The 16,500-nt window shown below is 39.6% G+C and carries 12 protein-coding genes; 7 read left to right on the top strand and 5 right to left on the bottom strand.

All coding sequences use genetic code 11. The features are described 5' to 3' along the window. Window positions 1-34: 34 nt before the first annotated feature. On the bottom strand, window positions 35-3,013 hold the full coding sequence (locus H5119_RS10950; protein WP_182702249.1) for a TonB-dependent receptor: 2,979 nt from the start codon (window positions 3,011-3,013) through the stop codon (window positions 35-37). Window positions 3,014-3,502: 489 nt separating this feature from the next. Then, window positions 3,503-4,225: an AraC family transcriptional regulator gene (locus tag H5119_RS10945; RefSeq protein ID WP_182702248.1), complete on the bottom strand. Its 723-nt coding sequence runs from the start codon at window positions 4,223-4,225 to the stop codon at window positions 3,503-3,505. A 140-nt stretch (window positions 4,226-4,365) separates the two neighbouring features. Between H5119_RS10945 and H5119_RS10940 the strand changes: the two genes are divergently transcribed. From H5119_RS10940 to H5119_RS10910, 7 genes are read left to right on the top strand one after another with little or no spacing between them, the layout of a single operon-like run. Then, complete coding sequence (locus H5119_RS10940) at window positions 4,366-5,532, top strand: Gfo/Idh/MocA family protein (RefSeq protein WP_182702247.1); 1,167 nt, start codon at window positions 4,366-4,368, stop codon at window positions 5,530-5,532. Further along, the gene (locus tag H5119_RS10935; protein ID WP_182702246.1) at window positions 5,529-6,584 is read left to right on the top strand and encodes a sugar phosphate isomerase/epimerase; all 1,056 of its coding nucleotides are present in this window, start codon (window positions 5,529-5,531) and stop codon (window positions 6,582-6,584) included. Before H5119_RS10940 ends, H5119_RS10935 begins: the two co-directional genes overlap by 4 nt. Window positions 6,585-6,597: 13 nt before the next feature. Then, window positions 6,598-7,824, top strand: a complete 1,227-nt coding sequence (locus H5119_RS10930; RefSeq protein WP_182702245.1) for a sugar MFS transporter — start codon at window positions 6,598-6,600, stop codon at window positions 7,822-7,824. A 20-nt stretch (window positions 7,825-7,844) separates the two neighbouring features. Continuing rightward, window positions 7,845-8,537 (top strand): DUF1080 domain-containing protein, encoded by a 693-nt coding sequence (locus H5119_RS10925; RefSeq protein WP_182702244.1) that lies wholly within the window; start codon window positions 7,845-7,847, stop codon window positions 8,535-8,537. 1 nt (window position 8,538) lies between these two features. Continuing rightward, window positions 8,539-10,218, top strand: coding sequence for a GMC family oxidoreductase (locus H5119_RS10920; RefSeq protein WP_182702243.1), 1,680 nt, complete (start codon window positions 8,539-8,541; stop codon window positions 10,216-10,218). A gap of 1 nt (window position 10,219) precedes the next feature. Further along, window positions 10,220-10,969: a gluconate 2-dehydrogenase subunit 3 family protein gene (locus H5119_RS10915; RefSeq protein WP_077535282.1), complete on the top strand. Its 750-nt coding sequence runs from the start codon at window positions 10,220-10,222 to the stop codon at window positions 10,967-10,969. A gap of 42 nt (window positions 10,970-11,011) precedes the next feature. Then, window positions 11,012-11,884 carry a sugar phosphate isomerase/epimerase gene (locus H5119_RS10910; RefSeq protein ID WP_182702242.1) on the top strand — a complete coding sequence of 291 codons (873 nt, stop codon included), beginning with the start codon at window positions 11,012-11,014 and terminating at the stop codon, window positions 11,882-11,884. A gap of 95 nt (window positions 11,885-11,979) precedes the next feature. Here the strand turns inward: H5119_RS10910 and rnd are convergent, their stop codons facing one another. From rnd to H5119_RS10895, 3 genes are all read right to left on the bottom strand, one after another. Then, the gene (gene rnd, locus H5119_RS10905) at window positions 11,980-13,110 is read right to left on the bottom strand and encodes a ribonuclease D (RefSeq protein WP_182702241.1); all 1,131 of its coding nucleotides are present in this window, start codon (window positions 13,108-13,110) and stop codon (window positions 11,980-11,982) included. A gap of 51 nt (window positions 13,111-13,161) precedes the next feature. Beyond that, the gene (gene fadD, locus H5119_RS10900) at window positions 13,162-14,814 is read right to left on the bottom strand and encodes a long-chain-fatty-acid--CoA ligase FadD (RefSeq protein ID WP_182702240.1); all 1,653 of its coding nucleotides are present in this window, start codon (window positions 14,812-14,814) and stop codon (window positions 13,162-13,164) included. Window positions 14,815-14,929: 115 nt separating this feature from the next. Continuing rightward, the gene (locus H5119_RS10895) at window positions 14,930-15,781 is read right to left on the bottom strand and encodes an alpha/beta hydrolase (protein WP_182702239.1); all 852 of its coding nucleotides are present in this window, start codon (window positions 15,779-15,781) and stop codon (window positions 14,930-14,932) included. Window positions 15,782-16,500 lie beyond the last annotated feature (719 nt).

Genomic DNA, 16,500 nt, shown 5'->3' with positions numbered 1-16,500 from the left:
TGATTTAGCTGCTTAATATTCATCATTATGAATATTAAAATCGGTAAGTAAGTCCAGCATAGTAGCGTCTGCCGCTATAACTGCTGCTGCGTAACCTTGCTTCACTATCAGCGCCATAGAATGTTCTTGATTCTTCTTTCGTTAAATTGATCACAGATGCTGAAAAAACTAAATTGTCGAACACACTGTACGACGCATTTAAATCAACTTGCTGAAATGGTTCTTGAGAGACTGTTAGCCCATCGGCTAGTCCTAATGCCATCTTTCCACGACGGTTATAAGATGCTCTTACGCTATAAGTATCGTTTTCGAAATAAGCCGAAAAATTAAATTGGTTATCAGCACTTCCTACTAAAGCCGATTCGCCAACCTTTTCACCATCAACACTAATATCAGCTTGATTGGTATCATTAAGCGTGTAATTAACGTTTAAGCCAAATCCATTATCAAATGCATGTTGAGCAAACAATTCAACGCCACGAGAAGTCGCATTCGTACCATTTGCTGTGGTCGTAAATGGCGTGACCGTGATATTGCCAGCAGGTACAATTTCAACCCCTGTATTAGGGTTGGTAAAACCGTCAAATGGTCGCTCTGAAGTAATAATTAAAGGAACAATAAAGTTATCAACATCTTTATTAAATAATGCAATACCAACAGCTGAGCCGTTGCTATAGTAATACTCGGCAGATAAATCTAATTGAACAGATTCGAATGGTTTTAACGCTTTATTCCCCCCTGAACCACTCCAACCTTGATCAACTGGGTTACTCCTAAATTCAAGCCTATCGTCTGCCCACTCTTGTGAAATAAAGGTAAGTTGCTCTGGGGCGCCTAAATCATTAAAAGGGGCACGAGACATAGTTTTGGCTGCCGCTGCACGGATAACGAATGAATCGCTGACGTCCCATACAAGATTAAAACTCGGTAAAAAACGTTGATCTTTTACTGTACGCTTTGTGGTTGTTTCAATATCAACTAAACGTGCGCTACCTAAAATATCTTCACCAGTGGCATCTTCTATGTCATCTAAGAAATAGTTAATTTTATCCGATGACATAATCTGTGTTTGCGTTTCAACATAACGTACACCTATATTCCCCCTAAAATCACCGAACGAAAAATCAGCTTGCAGATAGGCAGCGGTAATTTTCTCTTCAATATCAAAAACGAAATCGGGTTCACGACGGGTATATTTAACATACTCATTGGTGACAATATCGCGATATTGATCCCAATTTATGGTCGGCATTGTATTGACTTCAAAACCACCTGCAATATTTTGCTCCGATTCACGGTTTAAAACATCGTCAAGATTGGGCATCCCGCCAATCCATTGATAAGCAACTTCGTCAATTGCACCTTGGCTAAATGGGTCTAATTCACCGCTGGCAATTCTGTTTGCGCCATCTTGCGTTATAAAAAAAGTATTATTCGTTTCTCTATGCAGTGATGCTTTTCGATGTTTTACACCCACGCGCAGTGTATCTATGATGGAATAACTAATATGGTAATCTAAGTCTAGCTGAGCGTAATCTTCTTGTAAGTCACTCACTACAAAACTAGAACCTGTTGACCCTGGATCTGGATCGCCGGCAATTCCTGCCTGCAAGTTAGTCAAAAGAGCAGGATCGGCATACAAAGCAACGCGCTCTCCTAAACGCCAGCCTGCAAATGATGCTGCATTTTCGTTGTTACCTGAATCACTTCGACTGGCAGGTTGACCACTTTTATAGGCTGCATTCCATGACTCTGAAGGCCCTCCACTTGCTTTTGTTCTGCCAAACTTTCCCTTTAAATCAAATACGTTTCCAGAATATTTAAATGCTAAATCGTAGGTATCTGACGTGTCTTTTTCTTTTGTATAACCTCCTATGATCCACGGAAACTCTAAGTTACCTTCTGCGCCTCCTGCACCACTTGTAAAGTCCATTCCAGTGACAATCGTTCCGGAGTCATCAAGTGTTACACCAATTAAGTAATCTGGATTATATTTCCACTCAGGGATCATTAGCTGAGATGTTGTGCGGTCTTGGCCCAATTCAAAATGAAAGTGATTAAAGGTTAGCTCTAGATCCTCGCTGACTCGCCATTGAATCGTGCCTTGCAAACCCACTCGTTCTCGTTTTTCTTTTGTTACTCCAACACCGGCAACTTGTGGTGCCCATACACCATCGTAGGTATTGCCATATGCATCTTCTAATGCACCAAAACGGCGCGTACTATCAGCAATTTCCTTGCCGTTAATATCACTGGCAGGTAAATCAGATCCCGTTGCCCAACGCCAGCCTCCACCACCTGACATATCACCGGTTAAAGAGCGATTAGTACGCTCTTGCTTGGTGTAGCCGATTAAAAAACCAAAGTCTTCGTCATCATTTTTCCACGAATAAACACCACTGAAATTAGGTTCATAATCTTTAGTCACATCTGCATAAGTGTATTCAATATTAAAGGCACCTGAGTTTGCTTCCATATTGAGTGGTGTACGGCTATGTAAAATAACGCTTCCCCCAACGCCACCTTCATCTAAACGTGCCTCAGAGGATTTAAAAACTTCAACCGATTGCACCATCGTCGATGGTAATAATGAGTAACTAAAAGAGCGCGATGGAGAACCCGGTGACGAGGCAATAAAATTACCATTGAGTTGTGTCAGCGTTAAATCTGATGAAAGGCCTCGAATACTCACGTTTTCACCTTCACCACCGCTTCGGGTTATAACCACCCCAGGTACTCGCTGTAACGAGTCGGCCACATTTTTATCAGGGAACTTGCCTATATCTTCTGCTGTAATCGCATCAACAATAGAATTAGAGAGGCGCTTAATGGCTAGATTTTCAGCCATTGAGGCACGAATACCGCGTACTTCAATTATCTCAAAGTCACTTTCTTTTACTTCTTCTTGTGCATAAACGCCACTACATGCGCTCATTAAAGCAAGAAACAATGTCGATTTTTCAAAACGTCGTGAAAGCCGTATTGATTCTCGGCTGTTATTATTATTAGCCATGCCTATCTCCAATCTTGATGTGTTATGTGCAATTGTCAGTGTGTGAGTTAACATTTTGTTAAACTGCGTTTTAGAATAGGGTTATGAGTAAAAAAGTGATAATAGAAATTCGGTCGCTACTAAAACAAAATCGGCGTTAAGGCTAAAAAAAACACGATATGAGCTTTAGCCGATACAGCGTAAAGGCATTAAATTAGGCTAAACAAGTAATCTCATTTATAACAGCAACTAACTGCCAACCACTTTTTAACCTATTGATTTTATATTAATATTTTTAAATAACTGAGCACATATGAATAACACCTACCTGAAGAATAAAATAAATTAAGTAACAACATGATGAAAAAAAACATAAATGAGCAGTTAATGGCTGATAATTTATCGCTTTATAAAAAGTGATAAAACAATAGTTAGGGTGAGTAAAATAAACAGAACTTAAAATAAAAATGCTAAACAACATCTCTCTGCGCAGGCTAAATAACGTACATATCACTCTATTTGCGTGCGCACTTGTGAAGGTATCTCGCCAAATAAGCGTTTAAATTGTTTACTAAAATAACTTGGCTCTGAAAAACCACACTCGTAAGCGATTTGCGACACGGGTAATTGTGTTTCAACCAGTAACCTTCTGGCATTTTCCAAGCGTATTTCATTAATAAACTGATTTGGGGTTTTCGCTAAATGCTTTTTAAAGCGACGCTCTAATGCACTGACTGAAAGGTGGGCGAGCTGTGCTAATTCCTCAATACAAATATGACGATGATAATGCTCTCGTATATAATTAACAGGCTCCTCTATTGCTCTTACGTGTAATAGTGCCTTTGATGTTTTTTGCAAATGCCGTGTTATCCCATAAGTACCGAGTATTTGATTACTCTCATCTGTGATCACTTTTTTAGATGTTGAAAACCACGCTAATTCACCATTTGAAGTCTGATTTAGCTCCAATCTATCTGTCACAATGTAACCGCTCATCACCCGCTTATCATCATTCACATATTGGAAAGCTAAATGCTTAGGTGAAAAATCAAAATCTGTTTTTAATAAAATTTGATCTAATGATTTATAGCCTTGATGCTCAATAAAATGTTGATTAGCATATAAAACCCTACTTTCATTATCTTTTACCCAAAAAAGAATGTCATGTAATAAATCAAAAGCCGCAATCAACTGATTAACGCCTGCTCTGGCTATGATCTCATCTATTTTCATACTTGCCACCCTGATGTAAATATAATTAACAGCTTTGATTAAAACGCCGATTTTGTTGCATTGTCAACCGAATTTTTGCTATCCCCTTTTCAACTCACTCCCTATTATTAATAACATGATATTAACTAATGGAGTGTTGTATGAATAAAGCCAGAATCCGAATGGGCATGATCGGAGGTGCTGAAGGCGCTTTTATTGGTGCAGTTCACCGTATTGCAGCACGCTTAGATGGTTTGATTGATTTAGTGGCTGGCTCTTTTAGTTCAGATCCAACCCGTAGTCAGTCTACAGCAGCGATGCTTGGGATAGACCCAGCAAGATGTTACGACACCTACCAAGATATGTTTCAAGAAGAGGCAAAGCTTGCAGATAATCAACGCATTGATTTTGTTGTTATTGTAACGCCAAATCATCTGCATTTTCCTATCGCCAAGCTCGCGATAGAGTCAGGCTTTCATGTGCTATCTGACAAGCCAGCGACATTAAATTTACAAGAAGCACGCGCATTACAAACCCTAATTAATAGTAGCGACTGCCTGTATGGACTAACCCATACCTATACAGGTTACCCTATGGTAAAAGAAGCCCGTTATCGTATTGCTCAAGGACAACTAGGCGCAATTCGTAAGGTAGTCGTTGAGTACAGTCAAGGCTGGCTTGCTACACAAGAAGATGAAGCTGGCAAACAAGCGCAATGGCGTTTAGATGCAACCAAAGTAGGGATCAGTTGTTGTATAGCCGATATTGGCGTACATGCGGCAAACTTAGTCGAGTACGTTAGTGGCCTTGCAATCGAGGCTCTGTGCGCGGACTTAAATCATGTCGTGCCCGGTAGGACACTGGATGATGACGGCACCGTTTTGTTACGCTTTGATAATGGCTGTAAAGGCGTGTTACTGGCCAGCCAAATAGCATTAGGTGAAGAAAACAATCTTAATCTACGTATTTATGGTGATAAAGGCAGCCTAGAGTGGTCACAAATGGAGCCAAACAGCTTATGGCTGAAATCACACAATGCACCGACAACTCTACTTCGTGCTGGCGTTGCTTTACAAAGTGAAGCCGCGCGCAATGCATTACGCACTCCAGCTGGGCATCCTGAAGGATACCTTGAAGCGTTTGCCAATATATACGTTAATTTCACAAAATTGATTGAAGCAAAAAAAGCAGGACGCGCTGTAAATAATCATCAATTTGATGTCCCAGGTATTGAAGATGCGATACGTGGGATGGCATTTATTGAAAATGCAGTTGAAGCTTCGAGCAAAAATACAAAATGGCATACTTTTAAATTGGATGAACGATGAAAAAAATAAAAGGCCCGGCTATCTTCTTAGCGCAGTTTATAAGCGATGAAGCGCCCTTCAATAATTTTGACGCTATTTGCCAGTGGGCAGGAAATTTAGGTTACAAAGCAATTCAACTCCCGACATCAAATCCACAAATATTTGATTTAGAAAAAGCAGCCCAAAACCAAGATTATTGCGATAACGTGCTGCGTATTGCCGCAGATGCAGGGCTTTGTATTTCGGAGTTATCCACTCACTTGCAGGGCCAGCTCATTGCTGTGAACCCGACATATGATGAAATGTTTGATAATTTTGCGCCACAGACTGTGCACGGTGATCCAATAGCAAGAACACTATGGGCACAAGCACAACTGATGATGGCCGCAAAAGCCAGCAAGCGATTAGGACTTAAAACGCACGTCACCTTTTCAGGCGCACTGCTTTGGCATACTTTTTACCCGTGGCCACAGCGACCTAAAGGTCTTGTTGAGCAAGGATTTAAAGAGTTAGCATCACGCTGGCTGCCAATTTTAGATTACTTTGATGAAATGGGCGTGGACGTCTGTTATGAACTTCATCCTGGTGAAGACCTACACGATGGTATAACATTTGAGCGTTTTTTAGCTGCCACAAATAATCATCCACGCGTTAATATACTTTACGATCCTAGCCATTTTGTTTTACAACAGCTTGATTACTTATCATTTATTGATATTTATCACACTAGAATTAAAGCCTTTCATGTTAAAGATGCGGAGTTTACGCCAAATGGTCGTTCCGGCGTATACGGAGGATATCAAGAATGGCAAGACAGACCAGGGCGGTTTCGCTCTTTAGGTGATGGGCAAGTTGATTTTAAGTGTATATTTAGCAAACTAACACAATACGGATTTGACGGTTGGGCAGTTTTAGAATGGGAATGTTGTATTAAACACCCTGAAGATGGTGCTAAAGAAGGCGTTCATTTTATTGAAAACCACATAATACGCCCAACCGATAAAGCATTCGATGATTTCTCAGCAACAGAGACTAATAGCGAACGAAACAGCCGTATTTTAGGTTTAAGTTAACAGGATATTTAGAATGAATAATAACAATAACATTATATTTCGGCTCTGTTGTATAGCGCTCATTGTTACCTCAATGACCTTTGCTATTCGTGCCGGTATCTTAGGTGAATTAGGTGAACAGTTTGGCCTCAGTGGCACTCAATTAGGCTGGGTTAATGCAATGGCATTTTTAGGATTCCCAGTAGCGACGATGCTAGGTGGGATTATCTATAATGTTATCGGCGCTAAAAAGCTGGTTGCGTTGGCCTTTATCTGTCACTTGGGCGGGTTACTTTTAACTATCACGGCAGATGGTTTTTGGGGATTGCTAATCTCAACATTTTTAATTGGTTTTGCTAATGGCTCTGTAGAGGCTGGTTGTAATCCGTTAATTGCTCAAATGTACCCTAAAAATACCACCACAATGTTAAATCGTTTTCATGTGTGGTTTCCAGGCGGTATTGTTATAGGTGCACTGGCTTCAAATGCTATGACATCCGTTGGTCTAAATTGGCAATGGCAAGTATCGCTTATTCTTATTCCTACTATTGTATATGGCGTGATGGTTGTTAAATCGCAATTTCCACAATTCGATAGTCAAGAAAACTCAACTGCCACGAATGTAAAAAATCTAATCTCGCCACTGTATTTATTTCTCATTGTTTGTATGACGATCACAGCTATTACTGAATTTGGAACACAACAATGGATAGAGCAAATTTTAGGTTCATCCGGCGCATCCCCAATGGTTATCTTAGCGTTGATCACCGGCCTAATGGCACTCGGACGATTCTTTGCAGGCCCTATAGTACATAAATTTAGTCCAACGGGTGTGTTACTCGGATCAGCTATTTTTTCAACACTTGGGATATTTTTAATGAGCCAAGCTCAAGGTGATGCGATTTACTTTGCCGCAGCCATGTTCGCGCTTGGCGTGACTTACTTTTGGCCCACTATGATCGGCTGCGTTGCTGAATATGCACCAAAAACAGGCGCATTAGGCATGTCACTGATGGGAGGTGCGGGCATGTTTGCTGTCAGTATGTGGAACCCTGTTATTGGTCATTGGATTGATAATGCTCGCCTTAACGCACAAACAAATAACATCAGCGTAGAACAAGTAGAAATAGTGGCAGGTCAGGCCGTTTTACAAAATTTACTCATTTTTCCAATCGTGTTAATTGTTGTTTTTATTGGTTTACACCTATTTATAACAAAAAATAAAAGCGTTGAAAAAACGTATATTAGTAGCAATAAGTAAAAGAATATAAGAGGTTACATATGTTTAAATCAATCCAAATTCTATCACTTGCAGTTGCTCTTAGTAGCAGTGCTTACGCCCACACTGTTGATAATCAACTTACCAACGAAGAGCAAAAAGCAGGTTGGCAATTGCTTTTTAATGGCCAAGATATGTCTCATTGGCGAAATTTTAAAAGTGATGAGATAAGTCCGCAATGGGTAATTACTGACGGAGCAATGATGCTCACTAAAGGTGGCGGTGATATTTTAACTAAAAAAATGTACCGTAACTTTGATCTTAAAATAGATTGGAAAATTTCAACTAAAGGAAATAGTGGGATATTTGTGCTCGCGGACGAACTGGGAAGTATGATTTATTCTCACGCACCTGAAGTGCAAATAATCGATAATGAAGAACATCCCGACAATGAAATAGACTCGCATTTATCGGGCTCTATCTACGATCTGTTTGCAGCGCCAAAAGCCGCGCATAAGCCTGCAAATACGTGGAATAAAGTCCGTATTCAAATGCGCGATAAACACCTACAGGTTTGGCAAAATGGGATTAGTACGCTAAGTATTGTTATAGGCAGTACCACGTGGGACACGCTTGTTAAAAAGAGTAAATTTTCTACATGGCTAAATTTTGCAACTGCGGATCGAGGCCATATTGGCTTACAAGATCATGGTGACAAAGTATGGTTTAAAAACATTAAAATTAAGGAGCTGTAACATGCCAGCATTTAATCATAAAATTTTAGTGGTCGGCTCGGGTGCTGGTGGTGCAATGGCAGCTTACACCTTAACCAAATTAGGTCATAAAGTACTGTTACTCGAAGCGGGCCGTGATTACGACCCAAAAAAAGAAAGCCCGATGTTTCGTCGTAACAGCGAAGCTCCCTTAATGGGCGCAGGCAATAAAGATAAAAACTTTGGTTTTTACGATGCAACCGTTGATGGTGGCTGGCAAGTTCCTGATGAACCTTATACCACTGCAAAAGGCAGTGATTTTTATTGGTGGCGTGCCCGTATGCTCGGCGGTAGAACTAATCACTGGGGACGCTATTCATTACGTTTTAGTGAACATGATTTTAAAGGAAAAAGCCAGGACGGCCACGGTGCAGATTGGCCGTTTGTTTATGAAGACATAGCCCCGTGGTACGACAAAACAGAAGAACTAGTCGGTATTTGTGGTACTAATACCGGCCTGGATGACATGCCGCCATCAGCGCCTGGCGTATTGCAGCCGCCGCCAACACCTAGGGTTCCCGAGCTATTAATTGCAGCAAGCGCTAAAAAATTAGGGATTGCAGCTGTACCCATGCACAGAGCCGTATTAACACGTAATAAAGACGACCGAATGGCCTGTTTTTATGCAACACCTTGTGGACATGGCTGCTCTATTGGTGCGGCATTTCAAACCACAACGTCGCTTTTACCTATGGCTAAAGCAACGGGAAATTTAGAAATAATTACCGATGCTATGGTTAAGTCTGTTGCAGTTAATGACGATGGTAAAGTCACTGGAGTGACCTACATTGATAAAAAATCCACGAGTGAGCATGTAGTATCCGCTGATATCGTTATTCTTGCTGCAAGTGCCTGTGAATCTGCACGTATTTTATTAAATTCAAAACACACAAAACATCCAAAAGGACTGGCAAACTCAAGTGGCCAAGTTGGAAAAAATTTAATGGATTCTACCGGTGCATGGTTAGGCGCACAAATACCCGCACTTAAAGGCCGACCACGCTATAACGAAGACGGGCATACCGGAAATCATCTATTTATTCCTTGGTGGGGACACGAAGCACACGCTAAAGGTGAGCTTAATTTTCCACGTGGTTATCATTTTGAAATAAGCAGTGGTTTTAATCAGCCTGGCTCTGGTGTATCTGGTGATAAGCGAGGCTATGGCGTTGAGTTAAAACAGCAAGTGCGCGATGCGTACGGCTCTTATGTAGGGTTTGCTTTGCGAGGTGAGATGTTACCAAACGATGACTCGTATATGGAAATAGACGAAAACGTTAAGGATAAATGGGGGATCCCCGTCTCAAAATTTCATTTTAAATGGTCTGATCGTGAACTTAAGCAAATTGAGCATGGTTTAAAAACAGCGAAAAAAATATTAGAAAACTTAGGAGCAAAAATAGATAAGCTCCCACCTGCTGAAAAAGCAATTTCAAAAGGCGGTGAAATCATTCATGAAGTGGGTACCACTCGCATGGGTAGCTCGCCCAAAGAATCTGTTACTAATCAATGGGGGCAAACATGGGATTGTGACAACCTTTTTGTAATGGATGCCGGTGTATTTGCCTCTAACCCACATAAAAACTGCACATTAACAATTATGACATTGGCAATGCGCAATTCTACGTGGATCGCTAAACAGATTGAAAAAGGAGTGCTTTAACATGCATTCACAAAAGAGTGTTGACTCATATAAATATAGTTCAGGCATGACACGCAGAGAGTCCCTTAAATGGTTAGGCCTACTCGCTGCAGGCTCTGCCGTTTCACTAACAGCCGGTTGTAGTAAAGTACTCGAAGAAACGATTAGCACCCAAGGCCATTGGCCAAGTTTAGAGCTGCCAGCCATTACAGCGAAAGGCTATGGTACTGATCCTAATATGTTACTACCACCTGAGTCGCCTTGGCCACTTACCTTAACAAATGAACAACTCACTCTCGTGGCAATACTTGCAGATTACATTGTTCCCCGAGAAGGTGATTCACCAAGCGCCTCAGACGTTGATGTACCGAGTGTCATTAATGAATGGGTTAGCTCCCCTTATAATGGTCAACAAAAAGACCGGGTAACAATTTTACATGGGCTTGCGTGGATTGATGACGAATCAATACTTCGTTATAAAAAAATTTTTGCGAAACTTAAAGCTGTGGAACAAAAAGCAATATTAGATGACATTGCTTATTTTGACGATAATACACCGGCACAATTTCAGCGTATAGGTAATGCATTTTTACGCTTCAAAAATTTAATTTTAGGCGCCTATTTCTGTACACCTCAGGGGTGTAAAGATATAGGTTATTTAGGAAATGTGCCTATTGCCGGTGACTACCCAGGCCCTACAGCGCAAGCAAAAGCTCACCTTGATAACGTTTTAGCTGAACTTGGTTTAACGCAATACGCCTATAAAGATTAATAAAAAGCAGGGAGTATTCTCTGCTTTAACAGGTATTTGATAATGTTTAAAAATACACTTTTACACACTACGTTTATAGTTTTAACCACCCTAATTTTTACTCTCCACTCATTGAGCGCTTTCGCTGCAATGCCTAAACCAATGCCACGAGTGAGCGTGCAGTTATGGTCGGTAAAAGAAGCACTTAAAAATGATTTTGATAGTACACTTCTGTCCCTTTCTGAAATGGGATTTGATGGGGTAGAGTTTGCCGGTGATTTAGGTAGTTATAAAAATAACCCTAGTGAACTCAAAAAGAAACTAGCTAGTCTCAATCTTGTTGCAAGCAGTGCGCATATCGGCTTTGATTCACTCACAGAAAAAACACTTACCAACACCCTACTCTTTTACAAAACATTGGGTGTAAAGGTATTATTTGTACCTTGGGATGAAAGAGCGTGGCATCCAACGGGGGTTACAGCCCTTACAAAACAACTGGCGCATGTGAACGACATAGCACAGCGATATGATATGCGTATTGGTTTTCATAATCATGATAAAGAATTTAATCAATTTAACGACGCTACGTATTGGGACTATATAGCAAAAAACACACCGCAATCATTGCCGCTTCAGCTAGATATTGGCTGGGTACATTTTGCTGGCAAAGAGCCAACTCATTACATAAAAAAATATTCAGGGCGTACTTTTTCAACACATTTAAAAGTAAGAACGCATCAAGGCGATGGCCTAAGCCCAATATTTGGTGAAAATGACTATCTATGGAAAGTAATTATAGATTCGCTAATTATGGACGGTGATCTGCAGTGGCTCGTCATTGAACAAGAGGAATACCCCAATAACTTAACGCCGCTTGAAAGTGTTGCTCAATCAAAAAGTAACTTAGATAAAATTTTAAAAGAAATGACAGAGTAAGCTTGCTCAAATTTCAAACAAACGGGGGCCATATATCGCCCCCGTTAAATTAGCAGTAAACATCCCGTTATTAACTCACATTAAAGCAATACTGTTTAGCTGTCCCACTCTTTTAGTACGTCTTTAACGTATGTATAACGCCAAGAACTCAATAAGTCGGGTTTTATATATTTAACTTTTTGCTCTGCTGTTAACTTCCAATTCCAACTTATCAATTGATTGACTTGTTTTTTAGAAGCCATCACATCATCAGGAATATTATGCGCTTTTGCTACTTTAGTAATTTTTTGTTTAACATCTTTTGCTACTTTTTTATAAGTAGGAAAATCAATTAAGCGCTTTAACACAGCAGGATGTTGCTCTTGCGGTATCAACTTAGCAATCTCGATACATTTTAAAATTTCTACACCTGAGCGATTAACTTCAATCGCTTCAACACCTGATATTTGTCTAAGTGCATTTAAACTAGACGGAACGCGTTTAGCTATTTCCGCCATGTTATGCTCTTTTAGTACAAAATTAAGTGCTAAATTCTTTTTAATGGCTTTATTTCTGCGCCAAGTAGCAAGCTCTTTTAATACTGCTAGTTCATGCGGTTTAAGCTGCCACGCATTTTTAATATCTTTATATAAAAATTCATCTGGTGTTTGAAATGCGCGCTTATTTGCAATTAATTCACTTTCGTTGATAACGATGTCAAATAAATCAGCCGCTTTAATACGCTCAATAATTAGTTCAAAGCATGGTAATAAGTGAAATGTATCAGCTGCTGCATAATCAAGCTGTTTAGGGGTTAATGGACGCTGTAGCCAATTAGTGCGAGACTCACTTTTATCTATTTCTATGCCCAGCAGCTCTTTTACCATCAGCGCAAAGCCCATGCAATTCCCTTCACCAAGTAATTGCAAAGCAAATTGTGTATCGAATAATGGTGCGGGTACAAACCCTGCGTACTTTTGAAATACTTCGATGTCTTCTGAAGGAGAATGTAATACTTTTAAAACAGCAGGATCTTTTAAAATTTGCCAAAAATCAAATAATGATAACTCAGCCAGTGGATCAATAAGCGCAAGATGCTCACCATCGTATACCTGAATAAGTGCAACTTCAGGATACAGCGTACGGCGACGCATAAACTCAGTATCTATGGCTAAAACGGGTTTATTTTGGATCTGCTCAACGAACGTATTAAGCTGGTTTTGTGTTTGGATCAATTGGTATTGCACTTAGTCTCCTACAATAAAAAAGCCGGCATATGCCGGCTTTTTTATTGGTTGCTAATCTTTCAAGGCTCTTCTGAGTATTTTACCTACATTTGTTTTAGGTAACTCATCCCTAAACTCAACGAGTTTTGGAACCTTGTAATTAGTTAAATTATCACGGCAGTGCTTTATTATATCTTTTTCAGTTAAAGATGGGTCTTTTTTCACAACAAAAACTTTAACTTGTTCGCCGCTTGCATCGTGAGGTACGCCGATAGCGGCTACTTCAAGTACACCTTCGTGCATCGCAACAACTTCTTCTATTTCATTTGGAAATACATTGAAGCCTGACACAATGATCATGTCTTTTTTACGATCAACTATAAAAAAGAAACCTTCATCATCATATGTGGCAATATCACCAGTAGCAAACCAACCATCTTTTAAACATTCAGCAGTTGCATCTGGGCGATTATAATAACCAAGCATAACCTGTGGGCCTTTAACCCATAACTCTCCAGGCTCTCCTTTAGCGGCTTCTTCACCATTATCAAGCATTAACTTAATATCAGTATTTGGCGCAGGTAAACCAATTGAACCATTATATGCTTCTAAGTCGTATGGGCTAATAGTGACCAAAGGGGCGCACTCTGTAAGGCCGTAACCCTCCATAAGTTTAGAACCCGTCACTTTTTGCCATTTTTCAGCAACAGGACGTTGAACAGCCATTCCTCCACCAAGCGACATTTTTAAATGGCTAAAATCTAGATCTGCAAAGCCTGGTGTATTTAATAAACCATTAAATAATGTATTAACACCCGTAACAGCAGTAAATTTAGCTTGCCCTAACTCTTTGACAAAGCCCTTCATATCGCGAGGGTTGGTGATGAGTAAATTCAAACCACCGTACTTCATAAATGTTAAGCAATTGGCCGTTAAAGCAAAGATATGATAAAGCGGTAATGCAGTAACCACTACTTCCTTACCACGCTCTAATACTTTATCTAAACAACCAGACACTTGTTCAAGGTTACCTACCATATTGCCATGGCTTAGCATTGCACCTTTAGATACACCTGTCGTACCGCCAGTGTATTGCAAGAATGCTAAATCACTTAAGTTCATTTCTGGTCGTTTATATGCAGTTTCATCCGCATCTAGTAAATCAGAAAACTTAATTGGATTAGGTAAGCTGTACTTAGGTACCATTTTTTTAACGTGTTTAACGACAAAATTTACAATGTGCTTTTTAATACCACCAACCATGTCACCCACTTGCGTTACTACAATGTGTTTAACATCAGTTTGCGCAAGTGATTTCTCGAGCGTGTCTGCAAAGTTAGCAAGTATAAAAATTGCTGCAGTGTCCGAGTCTTTAAGTTGGTGTTCTAATTCACGAACAGTGTATAACGGGTTAACGTTAACAACGACACAGCCGGCTCTTAAAATACCTAAAATTGATACTGGTGTTTGCAACAAGTTAGGCATCATGACGGCCACTTTGTCGCCTTTTTTAAGACCTAAATCATTTTGAATATAAGAAGCTACTTTTTTCGTTGCAGTATCTATTTCGTTGTAAGATAGTGTTTTACCCATATTAGTAAATGCAGGTAGATCTTTGTAATCACTAAAACTTTTTTCGAAAACTTCGAGTAACGAGTTGTAATGCTCAGGATCGATTGTTTCAGGCATACCCTCTGGGTAGCGCTTAAGCCAGATTTTTTCCACTCTTAGCCCCTGTTTATAATTATATTTTTATTAACCTTAATCTAAGTAAGGCACTTTAACAATTGAGCAAATACTCTAATGTGCGAATAATCCCACATTTAGCGTTAATATACAATTAACATGCACCACTTTGCACCATAAATGCATGAATGTGTTCAAAACATAGTTCACTACTTTGCATATGGCAATGATGACCGCCGTCTACGTTTATTACACTCAAGTTACTGTAATAGCTAATATACTTTGCTAAGTTTTGTTTTACAAACGAATAACCTTCGTTCCCTAAAATTAACTGACATGGTGCAGATAAATCTTTTATTGCACCAATGCATTGCGCCTCATCAAACCTAAAACCTGAGTGATTTTTAAGCTTTGGGTCTGTTGTGAGCACAAAGCCATCATTTACTGGTTTTATGTTTCGGTCCATTAATAGCGCAATTAGCTCATCATTTAAATCAGTTGTTTGTGATCGCGCTTCGTAAATAAGCGCTTTCGATTTATAAATTCTAGATTTTTTATTTTTTAAACGCGCTCTATTTAATACTGCACTTTTTAGCTGCTCACATACCGCTTCACTGGGGGTAGTAACACAACCGATCCCTTCAATAAAGCTGACCGACTTAACATAATCGCTAAAACAACTCGCAAAAAGCCCTGCTACCATAGCCCCCATCGAATGACCAACTAAGTGTACTTTTTTAACCCCTAATGCATTGATAAATTGATACACATCATCAATATAATCAACAAAGTAGTAATGCGCATCATCACTTTTCCACGAAGACAACCCGTGCCCAACAAAATCAATGCAGTACCAAGTTTGACTCGGTTGCACCTTATTAAGCATAGGAAAAAAACTGTTGCTATTATCAAGCCAACCATGAAGCGCAATAACAACATCACCACCGGAGCCTTTCTTTAAGCCATGAATATTTGAATTATTGATTTTAATATTAAATGGCTGCACACCCGACCTCTTCCTACTTTTAGCTTATATATAACATACTAGTTGTCAGACCACTAACATATCGTTAGCCATTTTTATAACTGATAAAAATATATTTTAGCTAATATCCTTAACTGAATATAAAATAAAACACTTAATATCAGTGTGTTAACGCATTAAATAAAATTTAAAAACATCGGCTATTTATTCCATGATTAATTGAAAACCCAGTTTATACCAATCTGCTTATATATGAGGTCTATTTAACGTTAAAAAAATTACGCTAGGGTCTGTTGATCTTTCAAGGTTAAATTTGCAGCAGTCTGTTTGGTATTTAGGCAGAGCCTATGTAGTGTGGTTATTCCCCATAAATGGGCGATAACGTAGCATTAATGCCAAACAGGCGCTGCCCAAAGGGTTCTTCCTAGGGGCTATTTACTCTTTGTTGCTCGGCTTTTACTTATTCTTACAGGGATGTAAGCCATTAGAGTAACGCAGGAGCAGTTACCGAGCCCACTAAGTTACAAACCACGCGCCGCGATTAAATAGCCCCTAGTTTGAACAAATTTTAATCCGCAAAGATCAACAGCCCCTAGAACTAGGCAAAAATTTTTGTATCTAGGGGCTGTTGATCTTTGTTTGAATTTTGTGCGTAAGCGGTAATCTCGTATAATTTACTTCGCCAAAAACAAACCTTACGAGATTACCATGCCCCGATTAATGCTCACTGATAAGTTGTG

It is taken from the genome of Pseudoalteromonas sp. SG45-5 (assembly GCF_014164085.1).
GTDB classification, from domain to species: Bacteria; Pseudomonadota; Gammaproteobacteria; order Enterobacterales; family Alteromonadaceae; genus Pseudoalteromonas; species Pseudoalteromonas aliena.
This window is presented reverse-complemented; position numbering and strand designations above follow the sequence as displayed.

Excerpts from the sequence above, each read along its gene's own strand:
- H5119_RS10920 (WP_182702243.1), top strand. The coding sequence starts at position 8,539 with ATGCCAGCATTTAATCATAAAATTTTAGTGGTCGGCTCGGGTGCTGGT.
- H5119_RS10910 (WP_182702242.1), top strand. The coding sequence starts at position 11,012 with ATGTTTAAAAATACACTTTTACACACTACGTTTATAGTTTTAACCACC.
- H5119_RS10930 (WP_182702245.1), top strand. The coding sequence starts at position 6,598 with ATGAATAATAACAATAACATTATATTTCGGCTCTGTTGTATAGCGCTC.
- H5119_RS10935 (WP_182702246.1), top strand. The coding sequence starts at position 5,529 with ATGAAAAAAATAAAAGGCCCGGCTATCTTCTTAGCGCAGTTTATAAGC.
- H5119_RS10945 (WP_182702248.1), bottom strand. The coding sequence starts at position 4,225 with ATGAAAATAGATGAGATCATAGCCAGAGCAGGCGTTAATCAGTTGATT.
- H5119_RS10915 (WP_077535282.1), top strand. The coding sequence starts at position 10,220 with ATGCATTCACAAAAGAGTGTTGACTCATATAAATATAGTTCAGGCATG.
- H5119_RS10950 (WP_182702249.1), bottom strand. The coding sequence starts at position 3,013 with ATGGCTAATAATAATAACAGCCGAGAATCAATACGGCTTTCACGACGT.
- H5119_RS10940 (WP_182702247.1), top strand. The coding sequence starts at position 4,366 with ATGAATAAAGCCAGAATCCGAATGGGCATGATCGGAGGTGCTGAAGGC.
- H5119_RS10925 (WP_182702244.1), top strand. The coding sequence starts at position 7,845 with ATGTTTAAATCAATCCAAATTCTATCACTTGCAGTTGCTCTTAGTAGC.